The organism is Thauera aromatica, from assembly GCF_023093595.1.
GTDB classification, from domain to species: domain Bacteria; phylum Pseudomonadota; class Gammaproteobacteria; order Burkholderiales; family Rhodocyclaceae; genus Thauera; species Thauera aromatica_A.
This window is the reverse complement of record NZ_JALLIK010000110.1, coordinates 62,492-85,156: the sequence shown is the minus strand read 5'-3', so window position 1 is coordinate 85,156 and position 22,665 is coordinate 62,492. Positions and strand designations below refer to the sequence as shown.

18 protein-coding genes are annotated in these 22,665 nt (G+C 67.7%); 9 read left to right on the top strand and 9 right to left on the bottom strand.

What is annotated here, in order from left to right; translation table 11 throughout:
• The first annotated feature begins 46 nt into the window (after positions 1–46).
• The gene (locus MXC99_RS15910) at positions 47–1,561 is read left to right on the top strand and encodes a bifunctional diguanylate cyclase/phosphodiesterase (protein WP_247726394.1); all 1,515 of its coding nucleotides are present in this window, start codon (positions 47–49) and stop codon (positions 1,559–1,561) included.
• 57 nt (positions 1,562–1,618) lie between these two features.
• Here the strand turns inward: MXC99_RS15910 and fdhE are convergent, their stop codons facing one another.
• A complete protein-coding gene (gene fdhE, locus MXC99_RS15905) occupies positions 1,619–2,527 on the bottom strand; it encodes a formate dehydrogenase accessory protein FdhE (RefSeq protein ID WP_247726393.1) in 909 nt (302 codons plus the stop codon).
• Between the two features lie 172 nt (positions 2,528–2,699).
• Between fdhE and MXC99_RS15900 the strand changes: the two genes are divergently transcribed.
• Entirely contained in the window at positions 2,700–3,374 is a 675-nt protein-coding gene (locus MXC99_RS15900) for an SDR family oxidoreductase (protein ID WP_247726392.1), read from the top strand.
• Between the two features lie 157 nt (positions 3,375–3,531).
• Positions 3,532–4,647, top strand: coding sequence for an S-(hydroxymethyl)glutathione dehydrogenase/class III alcohol dehydrogenase (locus MXC99_RS15895; RefSeq protein ID WP_348772106.1), 1,116 nt, complete (start codon positions 3,532–3,534; stop codon positions 4,645–4,647).
• Positions 4,648–4,719: 72 nt separating this feature from the next.
• On the opposite strand, the gene MXC99_RS15890 is transcribed toward MXC99_RS15895, so the two are convergent.
• From MXC99_RS15890 to MXC99_RS15870, 5 genes are all read right to left on the bottom strand, one after another.
• Positions 4,720–5,148: an acyl-CoA thioesterase gene (locus MXC99_RS15890; protein WP_247726391.1), complete on the bottom strand. Its 429-nt coding sequence runs from the start codon at positions 5,146–5,148 to the stop codon at positions 4,720–4,722.
• 88 nt (positions 5,149–5,236) lie between these two features.
• A complete protein-coding gene (locus MXC99_RS15885; protein WP_247726390.1) occupies positions 5,237–5,758 on the bottom strand; it encodes a MaoC family dehydratase in 522 nt (173 codons plus the stop codon).
• A gap of 69 nt (positions 5,759–5,827) precedes the next feature.
• Complete coding sequence (locus MXC99_RS15880) at positions 5,828–7,234, bottom strand: MFS transporter (protein WP_247726389.1); 1,407 nt, start codon at positions 7,232–7,234, stop codon at positions 5,828–5,830.
• A 458-nt stretch (positions 7,235–7,692) separates the two neighbouring features.
• Complete coding sequence (locus MXC99_RS15875; RefSeq protein WP_247726388.1) at positions 7,693–8,253, bottom strand: DUF2889 domain-containing protein; 561 nt, start codon at positions 8,251–8,253, stop codon at positions 7,693–7,695.
• Positions 8,254–8,374: 121 nt separating this feature from the next.
• A complete protein-coding gene (locus MXC99_RS15870) occupies positions 8,375–11,125 on the bottom strand; it encodes a molybdopterin-dependent oxidoreductase (RefSeq protein WP_247726387.1) in 2,751 nt (916 codons plus the stop codon).
• A 287-nt stretch (positions 11,126–11,412) separates the two neighbouring features.
• Here MXC99_RS15870 and ampD point away from each other — a divergent pair, with 287 nt between their 5' ends.
• Entirely contained in the window at positions 11,413–11,967 is a 555-nt protein-coding gene (gene ampD / locus MXC99_RS15865) for a 1,6-anhydro-N-acetylmuramyl-L-alanine amidase AmpD (protein WP_282100164.1), read from the top strand.
• Between the two features lie 354 nt (positions 11,968–12,321).
• Positions 12,322–13,122, top strand: a complete 801-nt coding sequence (locus MXC99_RS15860; protein WP_247726386.1) for a lytic transglycosylase domain-containing protein — start codon at positions 12,322–12,324, stop codon at positions 13,120–13,122.
• Positions 13,123–13,213: 91 nt separating this feature from the next.
• On the opposite strand, the gene MXC99_RS15855 is transcribed toward MXC99_RS15860, so the two are convergent.
• Positions 13,214–15,061, bottom strand: coding sequence for a phosphoenolpyruvate carboxykinase (GTP) (locus MXC99_RS15855; protein WP_247726385.1), 1,848 nt, complete (start codon positions 15,059–15,061; stop codon positions 13,214–13,216).
• Between the two features lie 401 nt (positions 15,062–15,462).
• On the opposite strand from MXC99_RS15855, the gene MXC99_RS15850 reads away from it, so the two are divergent.
• Positions 15,463–17,736 carry an NADP-dependent malic enzyme gene (locus tag MXC99_RS15850; RefSeq protein ID WP_247726384.1) on the top strand — a complete coding sequence of 758 codons (2,274 nt, stop codon included), beginning with the start codon at positions 15,463–15,465 and terminating at the stop codon, positions 17,734–17,736.
• Here MXC99_RS15850 and MXC99_RS17000 read toward each other — a convergent pair.
• Positions 17,690–18,154 carry a hypothetical protein gene (locus MXC99_RS17000; protein WP_348772105.1) on the bottom strand — a complete coding sequence of 155 codons (465 nt, stop codon included), beginning with the start codon at positions 18,152–18,154 and terminating at the stop codon, positions 17,690–17,692. The two genes, MXC99_RS15850 and MXC99_RS17000, sit on opposite strands and share 47 nt — an antisense overlap.
• On the opposite strand from MXC99_RS17000, the gene pbpG reads away from it, so the two are divergent.
• The 3 genes from pbpG to MXC99_RS15835 all read left to right on the top strand — a co-directional run bounded on the left by pbpG (position 18,153) and on the right by MXC99_RS15835 (position 21,658).
• Positions 18,153–18,995 carry a D-alanyl-D-alanine endopeptidase gene (gene pbpG, locus MXC99_RS15845; RefSeq protein ID WP_348772104.1) on the top strand — a complete coding sequence of 281 codons (843 nt, stop codon included), beginning with the start codon at positions 18,153–18,155 and terminating at the stop codon, positions 18,993–18,995. The genes MXC99_RS17000 and pbpG overlap by 2 nt on opposite strands.
• Before the next feature lie 178 nt (positions 18,996–19,173).
• On the top strand, positions 19,174–21,042 hold the full coding sequence (locus MXC99_RS15840) for a thiamine pyrophosphate-dependent enzyme (RefSeq protein WP_247726382.1): 1,869 nt from the start codon (positions 19,174–19,176) through the stop codon (positions 21,040–21,042).
• 10 nt (positions 21,043–21,052) lie between these two features.
• Entirely contained in the window at positions 21,053–21,658 is a 606-nt protein-coding gene (locus MXC99_RS15835) for an indolepyruvate oxidoreductase subunit beta (RefSeq protein ID WP_247726381.1), read from the top strand.
• Positions 21,659–21,711: 53 nt separating this feature from the next.
• On the opposite strand, the gene MXC99_RS15830 is transcribed toward MXC99_RS15835, so the two are convergent.
• Complete coding sequence (locus tag MXC99_RS15830; protein ID WP_247726565.1) at positions 21,712–22,443, bottom strand: IclR family transcriptional regulator; 732 nt, start codon at positions 22,441–22,443, stop codon at positions 21,712–21,714.
• Positions 22,444–22,665 lie beyond the last annotated feature (222 nt).

The window sequence follows — 22,665 nt, the reverse complement described above, 5'->3', positions numbered from 1 at the left end:
CGTTTGTTCCCGCCTGGCATGGCTGGTCGCGGCATGCATTGTGCCCATGGCCTTGATGGCGGCGGTGCTGCTCGTCTACAGCTATCAGCGCGAGAGCGCCCAGCGCGTGCGCGACACGGTCGCCATGGCCCGTGCCCTGAGTTCGGTGGTCGATCGCGAATTGGCCGCAGTGGAATCGGCACTGCAGGTGCTCGCGACCTCCCCCCATCTGAAGTCGGACGACCTTGCCGCTTTTGACGCCCAGGCGAGGGAGGCGCTGTCCAACCACGCGGCCGACAATGTCGTCCTGACCGATGCCGCCGGACGGCAGCGGGTCAATACGTTCCGCAGTTTCGGCGCGCCCTTGCCGCAAAAAGACATGCCCCAGCTGCGCAAAGTGCTCGATTCCGGACGCCCGGTGGTGTCCGACCTGTTCACCGGTCCGCTCATGCAGCGTCCCGCGCTCAGCGTTTCGGTCCCGGTTTTTCGTGACGGCCGCGTCCATTACAACCTGAGCATGGGGTTTTTCCCCGATCGCCTGTCTGCGATCCTGGAGGAGCAGCGCCTTCCGCCGGGCTGGATCGGCGAATTGTTCGACGGCGGGGGAAACATCGTCGCGCGCACCCACCAGCCGGAGCGCTTCGTCGGACAACGGGCGGCACTGTCGCAGGAACAGGGGCTGCGGGAGCGCACAGCAGGGGCGGTCGAGACCCTCAGCGCCGAAGGCATTCCGGTGATCACCGCGTTCAGTCGATCCGCCGTGTCCGCATGGACGGTGGCCATCAGCGTTCCCCGGGAGGCCTTCACCGCCCGGCTCGAACAACCGCTCATCTGGCTGATCGTGGGCACGGTCGTGCTGCTCGGTGGCAGCCTCGTGCTTGCATGGCGCTTCGGCGGGCGGATTGCCGGGGCCTTTCACGGGCTGTCCGAGCACGCGCTGCGCTTGGGAGGTGGTCAGGTTGTGACGATTCCTTCTTTCGCGCTGCGGGAGGCCGATGCCGTCGGCCGGGCTTTGATGGAGGCTTCCAGGATGTTGCTCGAGGCGCGCCACGATGCCCATCACGATGCCCTCACCGGTCTCGGCAATCGGGTGCTGCTGAAGGAAGTCGTCGATCGACAGCTCGCCCTGTCGCGCAGGCAGGGCGGGGAGCTGGCCCTGCTCTACATCGATCTGGATGAGTTCAAGCCGGTGAATGACCGCTTCGGCCATGCCGCGGGCGACGAATTGCTGCGTGCGGTGGCCGACCGCATCTGCGCGGGAATACGCCGCTCCGACCTCGCGGTGCGACTGGGCGGCGACGAATTTGTCGTTGCGATGTTCGCGGCAGGGGGCGCTGCGGCCGACGCTGCGGCAAAGAAGCTGGCGGAAACCCTTTCCGAGCCTTACGCGGTCGCCGGGGCGGAAATCCGGATCACGGTGAGCATCGGCATCGCCGCCAGCGCCGACGGCCGGACGACCAGCGAGAGGCTGCTCGAAGAGGCCGATGCGGCGATGTACCGGGCAAAGGGGGTGGGCAAGCCGTGGCCCGCCTCCGCCCGCGGGCCGCAGCCGGAGGCGCTCCAGCCCGGGGCGGGAGAATGAGGGCGCAGCGCACCGGTCGAACTTCAGCGCCTCGCTGACCCGGTACGCGGCAAGGGCTCACTCCGGCGCGCCGATGAGCAGGTAGTTCGGGCCGCTGCGCACGAAACCGGCGTCATCGACCAGCATGTCCAGTGCGACCGAGGCGAGGTCGTCGGCGATGGGGTCGATGCGGACGTTCCTGCCCTGGACGATGAGCTTGGTGTAGCTGTCGCAGGCGCCGCAGGATTCGGCGCGGGCGATGCCGTCGTCGCCGTCGATCTCGTGGAGGGTGACCTTCTCGCTGTCGCCGCAGGTCACGCAGGTGGCGTGCGGCACGTGCCATTCGGTGTTGCACAGGGTGCAGTGGACGTAGCGCAGGCCGGCGACCGGGCCCTCGTTGCGGATCACGCTCACGACCGGCAGGCTGCCGCACACCGGGCAGGTGCTGTGGGCTTCCATCAGCGGCAGTTCGGCGGCATCGAGCTGGCTGGCGATCGAGGTGAGCACCACCTGGATCGCGGCCGCAACGTAGGGCAGGCGGGGCATGTCGGCGGGATCGGGTTCGCCGTCGAGGAGCTTCCCCGCCAGTTTGTCGAGTTCCTCGGCGCTGGTGATGAGAAGCGCATCGAGCGTGTCGCGGGCGCCGACCGGGGCGTCCTCGAGGAGGTCGCCGACGATGTCGCGCAGGATGTCGCGCCAGACGGCGGGGCGTTCGAACGAGGCAACGCTGATCGGGGGCATGCGGTGCTTGCGCGCCCGCTCCAGCGCGTCCGCTGCGGGCGGTGCCAGGTCGTGCCCGGCCGCCGCCAGGGCCTTGTGCTGGGCACGCGAGAGGCGGCCGAGGAAGCCGAGCCATTCGCCAAGGCCGTGGTGCAGCGCCAGCGCCTCGAAACGCTCGGCACGCGTAAGGAAAACAGTGTCCGGATCGGGAAGGAGGATCGCCGGGGCCTGGCCCGGCGACGGCAATTCGGTGGCTGGGGTGTTCATGGTTTCTCAACAATGGAAAGCGTGCGCAATGATCGGTGCTGTGTTCTGCCGAACGCAAGGTAAACGGCAAAAAAAGATGCGGCCCCACGCACCGGCGTCGTTCCCCAGCGCCCCGTTAACAGGCGTTGACGATCGCGCTATTCTCGGACCTTTGTTGACCGAAGGAGCTGTAATGACCAAGACCGCCCTGATCATCGGCGCTTCCCGGGGGCTCGGCCTGGGCCTCGTGCGGCGCTTTCGCGAGCAGCGCTGGGACGTGGTCGCGACCTGTCGCGATGAGCGGGGGGCGCAGGCGCTGGGCGCGGTCGACGGGGTGCAGATCGAGCGCGTGGACATCTGCGATCGCACCAGCCGCGAGGCGCTGGCCGGGCGCCTGGAAGGCCGGAGCTTCGATCTCGTGTTCGTCAATGCCGGGATTCCGGGGCCGGCGCACCGCCAGGTCGCGCCGGCGACCGCGGAGGAGGCCGGCACGCTGTTCCTGACCAACGCCATCGCTCCGGTGCAGATGGCCGAACGGCTGCTCGCGCGACTCGCGCCGGACGGCGTGCTCGGTTTCATGAGCTCGGTGATGGGCAGCGTGGAGCTGGCCCAGGCCCAGCACCGCCTCTACGGCGCGAGCAAGGCGGCGCTCAACCACCTCGTGCACAGCCTGTGGGCCGGTCTGGGCGAAACCGGCCTGACCCTGCTCTGCCTCCATCCGGGCTGGGTGCAGACCGACATGGGCGGCGCCGAGGCGCCGCTGGACGTGGCGACGAGCACGGAAGGCGTGTGCCGTGTGCTGGCGGAGGCTTCCGGCCGGGGTGGAGTGCACTTCATCGACTACCGGGGGCAGGCTTTGCCCTGGTGAGACCGGGTGCAAGCCCCCGCGCGCGCGGGGACGGTTTCCGTTTTCGTGCCGCCGGGGGCCTGCCGCCGGCGCTCTGCTATATTCGGCGCACGAACCGACCCTGCGATCCCGGATCGCGCCATCGGCCCCGACCGCTCCCTCCGCCCCGTTGACAGCCATGACCATCAAATCGCGCGCAGCCGTCGCCTTCGCGGCCAACCAACCCTTGCAGATCGTCGAAGTGGATGTCGAGCCGCCGAAGGCCGGCGAAGTGCTGGTGCGCATCGTCGCCAGCGGCGTCTGCCACACCGACGCCTACACCTTGTCCGGCGATGACCCCGAAGGGGTGTTCCCGGCGATCCTCGGTCACGAGGGCGGCGGCATCGTCGAGGCGCTCGGCGAAGGCGTGACTTCGCTGGCGGTGGGCGACCACGTGATTCCGCTGTACACCGCCGAGTGCCGTGAATGCAAGTTCTGCAAGTCGGGCAAGACCAACCTGTGCCAGGCGGTGCGCGCGACCCAGGGCAAGGGCCTGATGCCCGACGGCACCACCCGCTTTTCCTACCAGGGACGGCCGATCTACCACTACATGGGGACGTCGACCTTTTCCGAATACACCGTGGTGCCCGAGATCGCGCTGGCGAAGATCCCCGAGGACGCGCCGCTGGAGAAAGTGTGCCTGCTCGGCTGCGGCGTCACCACCGGCATCGGCGCGGTGCTCAACACCGCCAAGGTCGAAGCCGGGGCCACGGTGGCGATCTTCGGTCTCGGCGGCATCGGCCTGGCGGCGATCATCGGCGCGACCATGGCGAAGGCCGCGCGGATCATCGCGGTGGACATCAATCCGGGCAAGTTCGAGATCGCGAAGAAGCTGGGGGCGACCGATTTCGTCAACCCGAACGACCACGACAAGCCGATCCAGGACGTGATCGTCGACCTGACCGACGGCGGCGTGGACTACTCCTTCGAATGCGTCGGCAACGTCAGGCTGATGCGCGCCGCGCTCGAGTGCTGCCACAAGGGCTGGGGCGAATCGACCATCATCGGCGTCGCCGGCGCCGGGCAGGAGATCAGCACCCGGCCGTTCCAGCTCGTCACCGGCCGGGTCTGGCGCGGCAGCGCGTTCGGCGGCGTGCGCGGCCGCACCGAGCTGCCGGCCTACGTGCAGAAGGCGCAAAGAGGCGAGATCCCGCTCGACGACTTCATCACCCACACGATGGCGCTGGAGGACATCAACCGCGCCTTCGAGCTGATGCACGAAGGCAGGAGCATCCGCAGCGTGATCCATTTCTGATCACCCGCGCAGGCGCCGCGGGTGTCGGCGCGGGGGGCAGGGACGCGGCTGGGGGCGTGCGACCGGGGCGTTTCAGGCGCCGGAGGCCTCGCCCGAGAGCAGCGCGACGACCCGCGGCGGCAGCGGCTTCGCCCGGATCCGCCCCTGTTCGGGGTCGAAGGCGGTCCAGACCCGGGTTTCGGTGCATTCGACCGCGATCGTGCCGCCGTTGTGGACGAGGTGGCGGATCTCGAACGCGCTGCGATGCACCGCGGCAACGCTCGATTCGATGACGATGTCGTCGCCCCAGCGGGACGGCGCCTTGAACCGGGCTTGGTTGTCGACGAGGGGGATGCCGTCGATGCCGAACTCGTCGATCATCGATTTCAGCGTCAGCCCGGCGCGCCCGAGCAGGGCATGCACGGAGAAATCGAACCAGACGAAGTAATGCGGGTTGAAGACGATCCCGGACGGATCGCAGTGACCGAATTCGACCTGCAGGGTTCGGGTGTTGGAGAGCACGCGGGGTCCTTTTCGTGGCGGGGGCGGTTCCGGAGCTCCGGCCGGCATCGGGAAGAGATCGAGGCAGACGGCCCCGGCCTGCGAATGGTTATGCCTCGGGGGCGGTCCGGCAGCCGACCAGGTTGATCGCGAGCATGCTCAGCACGACTTCGCCGCGCTGGTTGAGCACTTCGATTTTCGAGCGCACGATCCCCCGGTCCGGCTTCGACGCCGAGCGCCGCGCCTCGATCACCGTGACCCGGGTGCTGAGCACGTCGTCCGGGCGCACCGGCACGAGCCAGCGCAGCTCGTCGAGCCCGGGGGAGGACAGGCTGGCATTGGCGCTCAGGTAATGCTCGGCGTACATCCGCATCATCAGCCCGCAGGTCATCCAGCCGCTGGCGATGAGTCCGCCGAACATCGTGTCGGCGGCCTTGGCGGGGTCGGTGTGGAAGTCCTGCGGGTCGTAGCGCCGGGCGAATTCGATGATTTCCCGTTCGCTCACCCGCATTTCGCCGAAGCGGTGGACGGCGCCGGGGAGGTAGTCCTCGAAATAGCGGTCGTCGATCGGGGTGGCGAATGCGCCCGCGCGGGGCGCGTGCGGGGAGGCCGGGTCGTATTCTTCAGTCATGATCGTGGCGGTGTGGTGGTTTGCGCAATGATAGCCGATCACACCGCCGGTGCCGGAGCGTGGTGCCGTTCAGCGTGTTGCCCGGACCAGTTCCGCATTGCCGGAGGCCGGCTGGCCTGCCGCGGTGGCCGCGGCACGCTGCCTCTTGGCGCTCGGGATGTGGTTCTTCACGAGGGTGAGGGCGGCCAGGGTCAGGACCATCGAGAAACCGAGCAGGGACAGATAGGCCGAGGCGCCACCCGAGGTGATCACTGCAGCGCCTGCGAACGAGCTCAGGATCGCACCCAGGCGGCCGAAGGACAGCGCTGCCGCCGTGCCGGTGGCGCGGACGATCGTCGGATAGACATAGGCGCACAGTGCGTACATGGTGGACTGGACGGCGAGGACGAACATGCCGTGGAGGCCGAGGCCGAGCATCAGCCAGGTCGTGTTTCCGGAGATGTCGACGCTTTTCAGCAGGAAGGCGCTTGCCGCCGCGCCGATGCTGCACAGGACGAGGGGAATGCGCGAGCCGTAGCGCGTGATCGCGAGCGCGCAGCCCAGCGAGCCGACCACGCCGCCGAGGTTGTAGGCGGTCAGGCCGGAGCCGGCCAGCGTGGTGGGCAGGCCTTCGGCGGCGAGCATCGTCGGCAGCCAGCTGAAGGCGCTGTAGGTGGCGAGCATGACCATGAAGAAGCCGATCCAGATCGCCAGCGTATCGCGCGCGCGCCCGGTCTCGAACAGCGAAGCGAAGCCGGCGCGTTGTTCGCTGGCGCGCTCGGCGGCATCGACGAACACGGTGTCGGCAGGGGTCGGGCGGGCCATGCGTGCGAGCAGCGCCCGCAGCTCGGCCCAGCGCGCACGCTGGCGCACGAGGTAGCGGGGCGATTCGGGCAGGGTTGCGAGCAGCACCAGGCTGTAGGCCACCGGCAGGGCGCCGCCGACCCAGAACAGGCCGCGCCAGCCGAGCACCGGCAGGATCACGCCGGCGAACAGCCCGGCGAGCATGCCGCCGAGCGGGTAGCAGACGATCGTTGCGGTCACTGCCAGCGTCCGGCTGCGCGCCGGGGTGAATTCCGCAGTCATCGTCGACGCGCTCGGCAGGGCGCCGCCGATGCCCAGGCCGGCGATGAAGCGCAGCACCGTGATCGCGAGCACGTCGGGGGCAAAGCCGATGGCGATGGTCGCTGCGCCGAACAGGAACACGCTCGCCGCAAGGACCAGGCGCCGGCCGATGCGGTCGGCGATGACGCCCGCGCAGGCACTGCCCACGGCCATGCCCACCAGTCCGGCAGCGACTGCCGGTGCGAATGCAGCCTTGGTGATGCCCCATTCCTGGATCAGCATCGGAATCGCGAAGCCGATCAGTTGTCCGTCGAAGCCGTCGGTCACGATCGCGAGCGCAGCGAGCATGACGACGATCCGCTGCATGGAAGTGAATGGGCCGTGGTCGAGCACGCCGCCGATGTCGACGGACGTGGAGGAAGGTTTGTGCACGGTGAATCGATTTCCGGTCGTTTTTTCGATGCGCTTCGCCTGCGCGCGCGCGGAATACGGGGGCTGTTTCACGGCCGGATCGATGATGCGCGATTGCACGTTTCCGGCACGACCGGCGCAGTGGGCCTGACGAGCCGTTTCCGCCCGGAACGGGCGCTGCGACGGCGTTGCACGTCCGGGCGCGAATTTCAGCGGGCGAGACGATACCATTCTGATTGATGGGCAACAAATTTTTGTATCACGTTGCCGGGGCGAAGGCGCAGGATGGCGCGGACCCGCGCCCCGCCCTGCTCAGGCGGCAGTCAAGGGAAGCGCGGCCCGGCGGGCGCCGCCGCCGTGCTTCGTGGCCGGCGATGGCAGGGGGGCGTGGTGTAAAAGGGACGGTCCGGCCGGGGAAGGCCGGCCGGGAGGGGGCGGCTACCCGCGGGCTTCCGCTGCGGGAGCGGGCGAGCGGCCGTTCAGCGGTCGAGCAATTCCGGATATTCGCGGCGCACGGTGTCGCCGCCGTGGCGCCAGGCTTTGCACTCGCCGACGAAGGCGGTCACGCGCGGGTCGGTCCAGCGCCGGGGATCGGGTTCGGCCGCGAGCTGGCGGGCGATCCGGTCCGGCCAGGAGGCCTGGGTGTAGGTGTTGCCGACCTGGGTGATGAGGTCGGTCAGGTGCACGCAGCCTTCCTCGCCGCCGACGCGCTCGCGCACCTGGCGCATGAAGCCCGCTCCGATCTGCAGGCCGATCAGGCGGCGGTAGGCGGCCAGGCTGTCCGGGCAGGTGGGCCAGGGGGCGGTCTGCATCCGGGCCTCGACGTCGCGGATGGTGAACTCGCCGTCGATCAGGAAGGCGATCGTCAGGTCGTGAAGGTTCTTGCCCGGCTGCACCGACTCGCGCGAGCGGAACACCATCTCATGGGCTTTTTCGTCGGTGACCGTGGCTTCGATTTCCCACAGGCCGTCCTTGCGCCGATACGCGCGGCAGGTGATCCGGCGCGTGTGCATCAGCTCGCGCTCGCTTTCTCCAAACATTGTTCCAGGTTCCTTTACGGAGCGGCGGCGGGCTTTGCCGCCGCAATGGCAAAGGTCGCATGATAAGGGGAGTGGAGGAGGAGACGCGAACCGCCGGTGCGGTGAATCCGCGTGCCGGCGGTCATTGCCCGCCGCCGACCCGCTTCACCCCGACCGGCACGATGTCGCCGGCCGAGCCGGTGGCGTCGGTGAGGTCGAGCAGCATCGGCACCAGGCTGTTCATGCTCGTGACGCCGAAGTCCTTCGCGGTCGGCGTGATCCAGTGGTCGAACTGGCCGATCATCAGCAAGGTGTCGGGGCGGATGCCCTGGCGCAGCACCACGCGGCCGCGGGTTTCGCGCAGCGGCGAACGCACTTCGATCAGGTCGCCGTCCTCGATCCCGAGCCGGCGCGCGGAGGCGGGGTTCATGATCACGCCGCGATGGCCGGCGACGTTGGCGGCGACTTCGCGCACCATCTGCAGGCTGACGTTGCCGCCCCAGGCGTACTGCATGCTGCGTGAAGTCAGCAGCCAGAACGGGAAGTCTTCCTCGTGCCCGCCGAGGTTGGAGATCACCGCGTCCTTGATCAGCTGCGAGAAATCGTGGAATTCGGGCAGCGCACGGTATTCGCCGAGCTGGCGGTCCCACCAGTCGATGCCGGCTTCGTGGAGACGGCGGCCGAGTTCGGTGCCGACGCGCAGGATGCGCTCCTGGTAGGGCATCTCGAAGCGCATTCCGTTGTCGACGAGGTGGGGGTAGAGGTACCACTGCAGGCGCGGGTAGTCGATGGTGCGAAAGCCGTGCTCGCGCCACCAGTCGAGGCCGTGCTCCTCGGTGCCGCCGGTGAGTTCGGCACTGGCGGCGCGGCAGCTCGCGTCCCAGATCGCCTCCACGCTGTGGGCCTGCTCGAGATCGAGGGAGAAATCGTAGTTCGCCCCTTTCAGCGGCACCCCGGCGGCGCCCTTGTTGATCGCCTTGTTGTAGTTTTTGAGCACGCCGGTGCGCCGCGCCAGCTCGGTGGTGATCCAGGTGAAGTCGCGCGCCTCGCCCTGCGGTGCAACGGCTGGCTGGCGCAGGGCGAAGCCCTGCTGGTCCCAGAATTGCTCGACGTACTTGGTGCCGCCGATGCGCATCAGCTGCAGGCCCTCGATGTCGGTGCAGTCGGGCAGCAGGACGTCGGCGAAGTGGTTGGTCTCGTCGCGGGTGTAGGTGAAGGCGACCACGAACGGAAAGCGCGCCAGCGTTTTCGCCACCTGGGGCGTGTCCCAGAACGAGATCACCGGGTTGGTGCGGTAGAAGAACCAGACCTCGGGCTGGGTCGGCTCGGGGAAGTGGTCGAAGCCCTGCACCTGCTGCATCCAGGCGAGGTGGGTGGGACCGAGGGCGGCGCTCCAGGCCGAGTTCGCCACCAGCGGCACGAGGGTGCGGTTGGCGTTGCGGATCTGCGGGCGGGAGACCCAGTTGTCCTTGTCGGTGGGGTTCCAGGGGTAGTCCATGAAGCCGTCGGCGCCGAGCTTGGCGCTGCTCTGGCGGTCGTTGGCCGGGCGGTTCAGGCGCACCGCGGTGCCCAGCGTGCCGCCGGGGACGTCGAGGGCGCCGACCAGGCAGGCCATCAGGGTGCGGGCCCAGCAGCAGTCGTAGCCGCCCCAGCCGTTGTTGACGGTCTTGCCCAGGGTGATCGCCACCGGGCGCAAGGGCAGGGTGCGGCCTTCGATCTCGATGGTGGCGCCGATCTGGGCGTGGTCGAGGTATTCGTTGGCGACGCGACGGATGGTGTCGGCGGGGACGTCGCAGACGTTCGCTGCCCACTCCGGGGTGAACTCCCGTTCGTGTTCGAGGAGTTTGCCGAAGGCGGTGCTGACGCTGGCGGCGGTGTGCTCGAAGTACTCGCCGTCGGCCCCGAGTTCGAGGCCGTCGGCAGTGAAACAGCCTTCGAGGGCGGGATCGGTGTCCGGCGTGTCGAACGGCACTGCGGCGGTGCGCTTGAGGTCCCACACCAGCGGCTTGCGCGTGTCCGGGTCGCGCAGATAGTAGCCGTTGGGCGCGACCAGGTAGGGCGAGGCGGTCATGTGCTTGAGGAAGTCGATGTCCAGCCGCGTGCGGGCGTTCTCGAACAGCATGACGTGGATCATCGCGTGCATGAACGCGGGGTCGGTCTTGGGCTTGATCGGCACCCATTCGGCCGAGCAGCCGCCGGTAACCGACAGGTGGGGCTCGACCTGGACGCGCTTGACGCCCTGTTCGACGCGCGCTTCGGCGTGGCGCCAGACCCCACACACGCCGCCGGAAGCTTCGATGTTGCTGCCGAAGGAAACGATGTACTTGGTGCGCGGCGTGTCCGGGCAGACGGTGAAGGCGCGGTGCCAGAGCTCGCCGTAGAGGTGCTCGGAGTGGGTGCACTTGACCCCCTGACCGCTGCCGAAGCTCAGGTCGACCGGCCCCCAGGCGGAGAGAAAAGCGGGGAAGGTGCCCATGTAGGCGGTCGGGGTGCCGCCGCCGCCGAAGCTTGCCGCCACGCGCGGGTAGCCGGAAGCGTCGAGCAGCCCGCTCGCGCGTACCGTGTTGAGCTTGGCGGCGATCAGATCGAGGGCCTCGTCCCACGAGATCGGCACGAAACCGGGGTTCTCGTCGCGCCCCTTCTTCGGGTTGGTGCGCTTCATCGGCGTGAGCACGCGGTTCGGATTGTAGGTCTTCTGCACCAGGCCGAAGGCCTTCACGCACACCCGGCCGTCGGCTGGGTGCACGCCTTCGGCGTCGAAGTTGGGCTCGATTGCGGTCGCCACACCGTCTTCGACCCGAACCTTGAACAGATCCGGGCCGGCCACGCACTGGTAGCAGTAGCCGGCGACCCGCTTGACTGCCGGCGATTTGGTGCTCGATGCGGTTTCCATGAGATCTCCCTTCGGCCGCCGTATCCGTTGCGAAGGAGCGGGATCGGCAGGCAGCAAATATGAATGACCGTTCAGTCATTCTTTGTGAGCAAGGGGGAAAAGTCAAGGCGCGCGTTCTGGCGTGCGAGGACGGGCGCGCGTGCTGCGGGTTGCGGAGCGCGCCGCCGGCGCTTGCGCTTGGCGGCGCGCTCCGCATAGGCTGTCGGCCTCATTCAGGGCGTTGCCGGAGGTCTTGTGCCGTGATCGAAAAACCGCTCGGCGGGGTGCGCTCGCGGGTCCCGCTGCCTCTGCCCGGGCATGATCCGGGGCCTCGCCGCGACGCCGCCCGCGGGTGGCGCCGGATCGATTCGCCCAACCGCGATGCGCGCCCCGAGGGCGAAACCGTCCGCCTGATCGTGATCCACGCGATCAGCCTGCCGCCCGACGAGTTCGGCGGCCCCGGAGTCGAGCAGCTGTTTACCAATACGCTCGACCCCGGTGCCCATCCTTATTACGCCGCGATCCACGATCTGCGAGTGTCGGCGCATTACTTCATCCGTCGTGACGGCGGCCTGATCGAGTTCGTCGATCCCGACCTGCGTGCCTGGCATGCGGGCGTGTCGTGCTGGGCAGGGCGTGAGCGCTGCAACGATTTTTCCGTCGGCATCGAACTCGAAGGCTGCGATACCCGGCCTTTCGAGCCGGCGCAGTACCGGCGCCTGGCCGATCTGCTCCGGATACTGTGCCGGCGCTACCCGGTCGAGGCGGTGGTCGGGCATTCGGACATCGCGCCTGGCCGCAAGAGCGACCCCGGCCCTTGCTTCGACTGGGCGAGGCTCGGGCGGACGCTGCGGCGGCGCTAGCCGGCGGCGTGCGATATGTTTGTTGGCGTGCGATATGTTTTGACAAAATGGTTGGAGGAAAATAAAATCCGCCTCCTGCTGCTATGCAGCATTTTTATTCCGGCCTTTTCATTCTTTACGGTGCGGCGCCTTTCCCGCAGGGGGAGACGCAGTTTCATGGACGCACGCACCGCGGGGTCCATCGTCTGGTTGCGGCGATCGACTTGAACACCTACTGGCGACCGAGCATGTCTGCCCGCCACTGCGGCCCATCCGCCGCAGGGCGCTTGCCCTGCCTACCGCGCAGGGCGATCCGGATCCCCCGATACGGGAGGCTCCTCAGGCGGCGGCTCCGGCCACAGCATGGAGGACACCATGAAACACGCAACTCGATTCGATACGCTCGCCCGTGAAACGGGCAGCGCCATGCTCGGCATGGCGCACGCCGCAGTTCTTTCTTTCGGCCTGCTGGGCATGGCGCAGGTGACTAGCTGGGACGATGCCGCGGCGCGCGTACAATTCCCCGTGGCCTTTGCGGAGGCGGCGCCGGTGCGAGCCGAGCGCGCGGCGCCGATGAGCGCCGTCGGCCCGCTGGCGGTCGCTCCGGTCCAGGCGGCAGGCGCGGAGCGCTCGTTGATCCGGGTGCGGGGGCTCGATGCGCTGGCGGCCGATCCCTTCGCGCGCGAAGCCGATGATCTTTCGGCCGAAATGGCCAGGGTCCGCGACTGGATCACCGACACCTACCGGGTTTCCGAAACCGCCCTCGTGCCCGCGCTGGTCGCAGCCGAGACCTCGGCGCAGGAACTCGGCTTCGATCCCTTGCTGATCGTCGCGATCATGGCGGTTGAATCGAGCTTCGATCCGCGCGCGGTCAGCAACATGGGGGCGCAGGGGCTGATGCAGGTGATCCCGCGCTACCATCAGGACAAGATCGGCCCGCAGCGCGGCAAGAACGCCTTGTTCGACCCGAAAGTGAATGTGCGCGTCGGTACCCTCGTGCTGCATGAGGGCTTGCAGCGCTACGGCAGCATGCAGCGCGCGCTGCAGTACTACAACGGCGCCCTCAAGGACCCGAATGCGCGCTACACGCGCAAGGTCATGGCGCTGAAAAAGCGTTTGATGACGATCGCCGGGCGCAGCGCCGGAGCACGCGGCGAGGCCGGGCAGGCGAGCTGATTCTGCTGGCGTAGTGCCGTCTGCCGCCTCGCGCGGAATTGAAAAAGCGCCGCATGCGGCGCTTTTTCGGTGGTTGCGCTGCGGGTGCGGATCAGTCCGCGTTCAGCGCCAGTTCGAACAGTTCGCGCTTCAGGACCAGCTGGCGCGGCAGGCGGTCCTGCAGTTTGTCGAACCATTCCTTGTGCAGGTTGAGCTCGCTCTTCCACGCCTTCGCATCGACCTGGGTCAGGGCGTCGAACTCTTCGCGGGTGACGTCCGCTCCGCTCCAGTCCAGATCCTCGAAGCGCGGCATCCAGCCGAGCGCGGTTTCCTTGGCGGAGATGCGGCCCTTGCAGCGGTCGACGATCCACTTCAGCACGCGCATGTTCTCGCCGAAGCCGGGCCACATGAATTCGCCCTTCTCGTTCATGCGGAACCAGTTCACGCAGAAGATCTTCGGCGTGTTCTCGACCACGTGGCCCATCTTCAGCCAGTGGTTGAAGTAGTCGCCCATGTGGTAACCGCAGAACGGCAGCATCGCGAACGGGTCGCGCCGGACCACACCCTGCGCGCCGAAGGCGGCGGCGGTGGTTTCCGAACCCAGGGTGGCGGCCATGTAGACGCCGTAGTTCCAGTTGAAGGCCTGGTACACCAGCGGCACGGTGGTGGCGCGGCGGCCGCCGAAGATGAAGGCCGAGATCGGCACGCCGGCGGGGTCTTCCCAGGCCGGGTCGATCGACGGGCACTGGCCGGCCGGCGCAGTGAAGCGCGAGTTCGGGTGGGCCGCCTTGCGTCCGGTTTCCTTGGCGATTTCCGGCGTCCAGTCCTTGCCCTGCCAGTCGATCAGGTGCGCCGGGGCTTCCTTGGACATGCCTTCCCACCACACGTCGCCGTCGTCGGTCAGGGCGACGTTGGTGAAGATGATGTTTTCCTTCAGCGTCGCCATCGCGTTGTAGTTGGTCTTTTCCGACGTCCCCGGAGCGACGCCGAAGAAGCCGGCTTCGGGGTTGATGGCGTAGAACTTGCCGTCCTTGCCCGGCTTGATCCAGGCGATATCGTCGCCGACGGTGGTGATCTTCCAGCCGTCGAAGGATTTCGGCGGGATCAGCATGGCGAAGTTGGTCTTGCCGCAGGCCGAGGGGAAGGCGGCGGCGACGTAGGTCTTCTCGCCTTCGGGGCTTTCCACGCCGAGGATCAGCATGTGCTCGGCGAGCCAGCCTTCGTCGCGCGCCATGGTGGAGGCGATGCGCAGGGCGAAGCATTTCTTGCCGAGCAGGGCGTTGCCGCCGTAGCCCGAGCCGTAGGACCAAATCTCGCGCGTCTCGGGAAAGTGCACGATGTACTTGGTGGTCGGGTTGCACGGCCAGCGGCTGTCCTTCTCGCCGTGGGCGAGCGGGGCGCCCACCGAGTGCACGCAGGGGACGAACTCGCCGTCGGCACCGAGCACTTCGATCGCGCCGCGGCCCATGCGCGTCATCGTGCGCATGTTGGTGGCGACGTAGGGGCTGTCGGAAATTTCGATGCCGATGTGGGCGATCGGGCTGCCGAGCGGCCCCATCGAGAACGGCACCACGTACATCGTGCGCCCGCGCATCGAGCCCTTGAACAGGTCGTTCAGGGTTCCGCGCATGACCGTCGGGTCTTCCCAGTTGTTGGTGGGGCCGGCGTCGGCCTGGTTCTGCGAGCAGATGAAGGTGCGGTCTTCGACGCGGGCGACGTCAGAGGGATCGGAGCAGGCGAGGTAGGAATTCTTGCGCTTTTCCGGGTTGAGCCTGATCAGCATGCCGGAGGCGACCATCTCAGCGCACAGGCGGTCGTATTCTTCCTGGGAACCGTCGCACCAGACGACACGGTCGGGCTCGGTGAGCGCGGCGATTTCGCCGACCCACTTCTTGAGGCCTTCGTGGCGAACATAGTCGGGTGCGGCGGCAATGGCCGCCGTGGCGTGGCTTTGAGTCATGATTTACAGCTCTCCCGTGTGCTGTGGTGCAAAACCATCCCCGTCGGTCGGCCAGCGCTGCAGGAGGAGGCCGCCTGGCCGGCGGGCTGCACGGGCGCGGCGGCGCCCGTTTACGCGACCGCGGCGGCCCCGAGGGTAAACCGCAATCGGCGAAAGCCCGACATTATGCCATGACCGGAAGGCTTCGATGAATGGCGGGGCGACGATCGTCGATCAGATTCTGTATGAAACTGAAACGGGTTGTTTTCACATCGCAATTTTGTTTTTCGTAATGCGGAAGAGACCGGATCCGCGTTATCCTTTGCAGCCTGGCGCAACCGGGATCCGGACTGCGCCTCCGCCGGCGCGGCAGCTTCCACTTCCGGCGTGCCGCACTCCAACGACGAGACGGGAGGACACTCATGGATGAACTGCTTCGCACCGCAGCCCTCGACTATCACCGCTACCCGCGCCCGGGCAAGATCTCGGTGACGCCGACGAAGGTGCTGTCCAACCAGCGCGACTTGTCGCTGGCCTATTCGCCGGGCGTGGCCGCGGCCTGCGACGCGATCGTCGAGGACCCGGCGCAGGCCGCCGAGCTCACCGCGCGTTCGAACCTGATCGGCGTCGTCACCAACGGCACCGCGGTGCTCGGCCTGGGCAACATCGGCCCGCTCGCGGCCAAGCCGGTAATGGAAGGGAAGGGGGTGCTGTTCAAGAAGTTTGCCGGCATCGACGTCTTCGACCTCGAGATCGACGAGCCCGACGCCGACAAGCTGATCGACATGATCGCCGCGCTCGAGCCCACCTTCGGCGGCATCAACCTCGAGGACATCAAGGCGCCGGAGTGCTTCTACATCGAGCAGAAGCTGCGCGAGCGCATGAAGATTCCGGTCTTCCACGACGACCAGCACGGCACCGCGATCGTGGTCGGCGCCGCGGTCCTGAACGGCCTCCACCTGCAGGGCAAGGATCTGAAGAAGGTCAAGCTGGTGACCTCCGGCGCCGGCGCCGCGGCGCTCGCCTGCCTGGGCCTGCTGGTCAAGCTCGGGGTGCCGGTCGACAACATCTGGGTCACCGACATCGAGGGCGTGGTCTATGAGGGCCGCACCGCGCTGATGGACCCGATCAAGGCGCGCTACGCCAAGAAGACCGACGCCAGGAAGCTCGCCGAAGTCATCGAGGGGGCCGACGTCTTCCTCGGCCTGTCGGCCGGCGGCGTGGTGAAGGGCGAGATGGTGGCGAAGATGGCGGCCAAGCCGCTGATCCTCGCGCTCGCCAACCCGACCCCGGAGATCCTTCCCGACGAGGTCAAGGCAGTGCGCGGCGACGCGATCATCGCCACCGGCCGTTCGGACTACCCGAACCAGGTCAACAACGTGCTGTGCTTTCCCTTCATCTTCCGCGGCGCGCTGGATGTCGGTGCGACCACGATCACCGACGAGATGCAGCTCGCCGCGGTGAAGGCGATCGCCGAACTGGCGCGCGTCGAGCAGAGCGACATCGTCGCCGCCGCCTACGGCGAGAAAGTGGGCGGCTTCGGCCCCGAGTACATCATTCCGCGCCCCTTCGACCCGCGCCTGATCGTCAAGATCGCGCCCGCGGTTGCCGCCGCGGCGGTCGCCTCGGGCGTGGCCACGCGCCCGCTCGGCGACTGGGACGCCTACCGCAGCCAGCTCAACAACTTCGTCTGGCATTCCGGCCTGATCATGAAGCCGGTGTTTGCCGCCGCGCGCATGAACCCGAAGCGCATCATCTTCTCCGAGGGCGAATCGGAGAAGGTGCTGCGCGCGGTGCAGCAGGTGGTGGACGAAGGTCTCGCCCGCCCGATCCTGATCGGCCGTCCGGACGTGGTGATGCACAACATCGAACGCTTCGGCCTGCGCATCGCCGTCGAGCGCGATTTCGAACTCGTCAACCCCGATTCGGACCCGCGTTTCAACGAACTCTGGCAGCACTACCACGGCCTGATGGAGCGCCGCGGGGTGTCGGTCGAATATGCCAAGAAGGAAGTGCGCCGGCGCACCACGCTGATCGGCACGCTGCTGCTCAAGTTCGGCTACGGCGACGGCCTGATCTGCGGCACCTACGGCATGCACCGGCTGCACCGCGAATTCGTCGAGACCGTGCTCGGCCGCCGCGAGGGGGTGAATCACCTGTACACGGTGAATCTGCTGAACCTGCCCGAGCGCACCCTGTTCCTCGCCGACACTTACGTGAACTACGATCCGACGCCGGCGCAGATCGCCGAGATGACCCAGCTCGCAGCCGAGGAAATGAAACGCTTCGGCATCGAGCCGCGGGTGGCGCTGCTGTCGCACTCGTCCTTCGGCGCGGCCGACTCGCCCACCGCGGAGAAGATGCGGGCGGCGTTGCGCATCCTGCATGCCGAGCACCCCGATCTGCCGGTGGAAGGCGAAATGCAGGGCGATGCGGCGCTGGACGCAAAGCACCGGCTGCAGATTTTCCCCAACGCGAAGATGCGCGAGGACGCCAATCTGCTGATCTTCCCCACGCTCGATGCGGCCAATATCGCCTTCAACCTGCTCAAGAACGCCGCCGGCGAGGGCATGACGGTCGGTCCGATCCTGCTCGGGGCGTCGAAGCCGGTGCATATCCTCACGCCCTCGGCCACGGTGCGCCGCATCATCAACATGACCGCATTGACGGTGGTGGAGGCCGGGCAGGCCGGCTGAGCCCTCTGCGCCCGGCGCATATCGAAGTATTTTCGATGTGCGCCGGAGCAGGGTGGAGCGGAATGTGGGAGAATTTCCCGGCAGATTTCGAAAATACTTGAAAATAAATTTGTATCTGCTTATTTTTAAATACAAACATTTCGCAATCCTTCACCGGGCTGCCGACCATGAGGCTCAGAATTCTCGGCGCTGCGTTCGCAGCGCTGTTCGCGCTCCAGACCGGGGCGGTCGATGCCGCATCGACCGGCGCCAGCAGTGCGCCGACGAGCAAGCAGGTTGTTGCAAAAAAAAGCGCCAAATCGAATGCGGCCAAGCCGGCGCCGAAGCGCGCCGTGACCAAGAAGAAGTCCAGGGCGAAGGCGACGAAATCCGCGGCGACGAAGTCCGCGGCCGTGCGGGTCGCAGCGAAGAAAACCATGATCGCGGCTCCGGCGGCTGCGGCCGTGGATCCGGAAAGCGCTGCCGGCGACGCAACCGACGCGCTGCCGGCACTGGGCTCGAGCGCCTTCTACGTCGTCAACCAGAACACCGGCGAGGTGCTGCTCGAGCGCAATGCCGGCGCCGTGTTGCCGATCGCCTCGATCACCAAGCTGATGACCGCGATGGTGGTGCTCGATGCCGGGCAGAGCCTGTCCGAGCGTCTGACCGTTACCGCCGAGGACATCGACCACCTGAAGGGCACCGGCTCGCGACTGTCGCTCGGCACCGCGCTGACGCGCGAGGAAATGCTGAACCTGGCGCTGATGTCGTCGGAAAACCGCGCCGCGTCCGCGCTGGCACGCAACTACCCGGGTGGTGAGCGCGCCTTCATCGAAGCGATGAACGTCAAGGCCCGCCTGCTCGGGCTGTGGAGCACCCGCTTCAGCGACAGCACCGGACTCAACCCGGCCAACGTCTCCAGTCCGCGCGACCTTGCCCGGCTGGTGTCCGCGGCTTCGTCCTACGCCCTGATCCGCGAGTTTTCCACCGCCCCCGAGCGCTACGTCGACGTGCGCGGGCATTCGATGCGCTTCGGCAATACGAACGCGCTGGTGAAGAGCCCGGAATGGGCGATCAGCGTCTCGAAGACCGGCTACATTTCCGAGGCCGGCCGCTGCCTGGTCATGCAGACCTGGCTGCACCAGCAGCCGGTGGTGATGGTGCTGATGGACTCGGCCGGGCGCTATACCCGCACCGCCGATGCCAAGCGTGTGCGCAAGTGGCTCGAGCACATGCTGCCCCAGCGCCTGGCGTCGGCGCCACACGTCTCCGGCGGCTAGCCCGTGCCGGCGCGCAGGACGGGCGCCGGGGCTGCGGCCCGCCACTTCCTCCTCGCTTCAGGGACCCCGCCAGCCGGCACGTCCGTGCCCCCGGTTGACCAAGATCAATCGGGGGCACGGACGTGCCGACTAGACTCGCGGGCTCGATTTACGAAACGACTGACGAGAGGAAGCTTCCATGGGTGCAGCCCTCCCCGAACCGGCTCCGAGCCGCTTGTTCCTGTCCGGTAACGACGCCGTCGCGCTCGCCGTGCGCGACGCCGGCTGCCGCGTCGCCGCCGCCTATCCGGGGACGCCGTCGACTGAGATCCTGGAAGTGCTCGCGCGCTATCCGGACCTGTACACTGAGTGGTCGATCAACGAGAAGGTCTCGCTCGAAGTGGCGCTCGGCGCCTCCATGGTGGGTGCGCGCGCGTTCTGCGCGATGAAGCACGTCGGTCTCAACGTCGCCGCCGATGCGCTGATGACGATGACCGTCACCGGCACCGAAGGTGGCCTGGTGATTGCCGTGGCCGACGACGTCGGCATGTCCTCGTCGCAGAACGAGCAGGATTCGCGCTTCTGGGCGCGTTTCGCCCATCTGCCGCTGTTCGAGCCGGCCGATGCGCAGGAGTCGTACGACATGACGCGCGCGGCGTTCGCGGTGTCGGAGCGCTTTCGCTGCCCCGCGATCCTGCGCCTGACCACCCGCATCTGCCACGTCAAGGGGCGGGTGATGCCGGGCGAGCGCGAAACCCACGAACCGGGCGGCTTCGTCAAGGACCCCCAGCGCTGGGTGATGGTGCCCGGCAACGCCAAGCCGCGCGTGGCGCGGATGCATGAGCGCGAAGAGGCGCTGCGTGCCGCGAGCATGGAGAGCGCGTTCAACGCGCTGCTGCCGGGTGAGGACCACCGCATCGGCTTCGTCGTTTCCGGGCCGGCGTTCATGCACGTGCGCGAAGCCTTCCCCGCCGCACCGGTGTTCAAGCTCGGCCAGTCCTATCCGCTGCCGCTCGAGCGCGTGCGCGAACTGGCCGCCGGCGTGGACCAGCTCCTCGTCGTCGAAGAGACCGAGGCGCTGGTCGAAAACGAGCTGCGCGCCGCGGGCATCGCCTGTTCCGGCAAGGACACGCTGCCCCGGGTCGGCGAACTTTCGCCCGACGTGCTCAAACCGGCGGTCGCCCGCCTGCTCGGCGAACCCGTGCCGGCGAAGGCACACCTGGCGCCGCAGCAGGTGTTCCCGCGCCCGCCGACGATGTGCGTCGCCTGTCCGCACCTGGGCATCTACTACACCCTCGCCCAGCTGCGCAACATCACCATCTCGGGCGACATCGGCTGCTACACCCTGGGGGCCGGCCAGCCCTGGAATGCGCTCGACACCTGCATCTCGATGGGAGCGTCGATGGGGGTGGCGTTGGGCATGGACAAGGGCCGCGGCGAAGCCGACGCGAAGAAGTCCGTGGTCGCCGTGATCGGCGACTCGACCTTCATGCACATGGGCATGCAGGGCCTGCTCGACATCACCTGGAACCGGGGCAACGTCACCGTCCTGCTGCTCGACAACCGCGCGGTCGGCATGACCGGCGGCCAGGACAACCCGGGCACCGGCCGCGACATCCACGGCGAGACGGTGCCGCGCATCGACTTCGCCAAGCTGTGCGAAGCCCTGGGGGTGAACAAGGAGCGCATCCATGTGCTCGACCCCTACCAGCTGCCGGTGCTGTTCAAGACGCTGCGCGAGGAGACCAAGGTCCGCGAGCCCTCGGTGATCATCACCAACCGCCCGTGCGTGCTCATCGACGACTACCAGCCGGCCCAGCCCTACAAGGTCATCGCTGACCAGTGCACCGGCTGCGGCAACTGCCTCGACGTCGGCTGTCCGGCGATCCACGTCACCCGCCGGGCGAAGGAAGTGAAGCCCTCCGGCAAGGAAGTCGAACTCGCCTTCACCCGCATCGAGACTTCGGCATGTACCGGTTGCGGCCTGTGCGTGCAGCCCTGCGCGCCGGAGGCGATCGTCCATGCCGCGCCCGAGCATCCGGTGAAATTCCTGCACGCGAAGATCTGAGGAACCGACCATGACCATCACCAACATCGCGGTTTGCGGCATCGGCGGCCAGGGCGTGATGACCGCCACCGAAATCCTCGCCGAGGCGGCGCTGTCGCTCGGTTTCGACGTCAAGAAGACCGAAGTCGCGGGCATGAGCCAGCGCGGCGGCGTGGTGACTTCGCACCTGCGCTTCGGCCCGCAGGTGCTGTCGCCGCAGATCGTGCCCGGAGAGGCCGACCTGCTGGTCGGCTTCGAGGCCGCCGAAGCCTTGCGCTGGTCCCACATGTTGAAGCCGGGCGGCGTCGCCCTGGTCAACCAGGGGCGGTTCGTGCCGCCGGTCGTCACCATCGGCCTCTACGACTACCCGGCTGATCCGATCGCCGAAATGCGCGCTCTGGGAGTCGAAGTGTACGACTTCGATGCCAGCGCGCTCGCGTTCCAGCTGGGCAACATCCGCCTGGGCAACACCGTGATGCTGGGGGCGATGTCCGACCGCCTGCCCTTTCCCGCCGACGTGCTGCGCAACGCGGTGCTGGCGCGCTTCGGCGTGCGCAAGCCGGCGCTCGTCGACCTCAACCGCCAGGCCTTCGAGCTCGGCCGCGCCGCGGTTGCCGGGATCGGCGCCGCCGCCTGAGGCCGCAGCTCCGGCGCGCGAAGCCGCCTCTCCGCCCGCGCCGCGGCGCCGGCTCAGCCGGCGCGCGGCGGTACGTAGCCCAGGGCGCGGGAAATCTCGTCCGCAGTCTCGCGCACGAGGGGCGCCCACTCCGGGTTGAAGCGCTCCGACGGGGTCGACAGCGACAGGCCGGCGACCAGCGCGCCGGAATCGTCGTGGATGCCGGCGCCGATGCAGCGCACTCCCGGTTCCACTTCATCAAGGTCGAAGGCGACGCCATGGCGGCGGACGCGGTCGAGCTCCTTTTCCAGCGCGGGCAGGGATGTGATCGAGGCCGCCGTGGACGCGGGCAGGCCGGTGCGGCGGGCATAGTCGCGGATGCGCTCGAGCCCGTCCTCGACCAGGAACAGCTTGCCGGTGGCGGTGGTGTGCAGCGGTGCGCGCGCGCCGACGATGTGCACCACGCGCACCGAAGAGCGTCCGCTCGAGGTGCGCTCGACATAGACGATCTCGTCGCCGTCGCGGATCCCCAGGTTGACGCTCTCGCCGGTCGCCGCGTGCAGCCTGAGCATCAGCGGCATCGCCGTCTCGCGCAGCGAAATGCGCGACTTCACCAGGCTGCCCAGTTCGAGCAGGCGGATGCCGAGCCGATAGACTCCGGCGTCCGAACGCTCGACGAAGCCGCTCTGGGTCATCGCCCCCAGGATGCGGTGCGCGGTGGAAGGATGCAGCCCGGTCTCGAGCGCGAGCTGCTTCAAGGGCACGGGGTCGGCATGCTGGGCCAGCACCTCGAGCAGCTTCATCATCCGGTCGATGACCTGGATCGGGTTCTTGGCTTCGCTGGCAGGCGGGGCGGGATCGTTCTTCGGCGTGGGCACGGCGGTGGCGCTGACTCGGGTGGTGGTGAACCAGGATGGTAACCGCCCGGGTCGATTTCGCCTAGTGAAATGCATTGCCGTGTAGTGAGTGCGGCGCTGACGACGATATACTCTGCCGAATCTTCGCGGCCGCAGTCTGTCCTTTTCGCC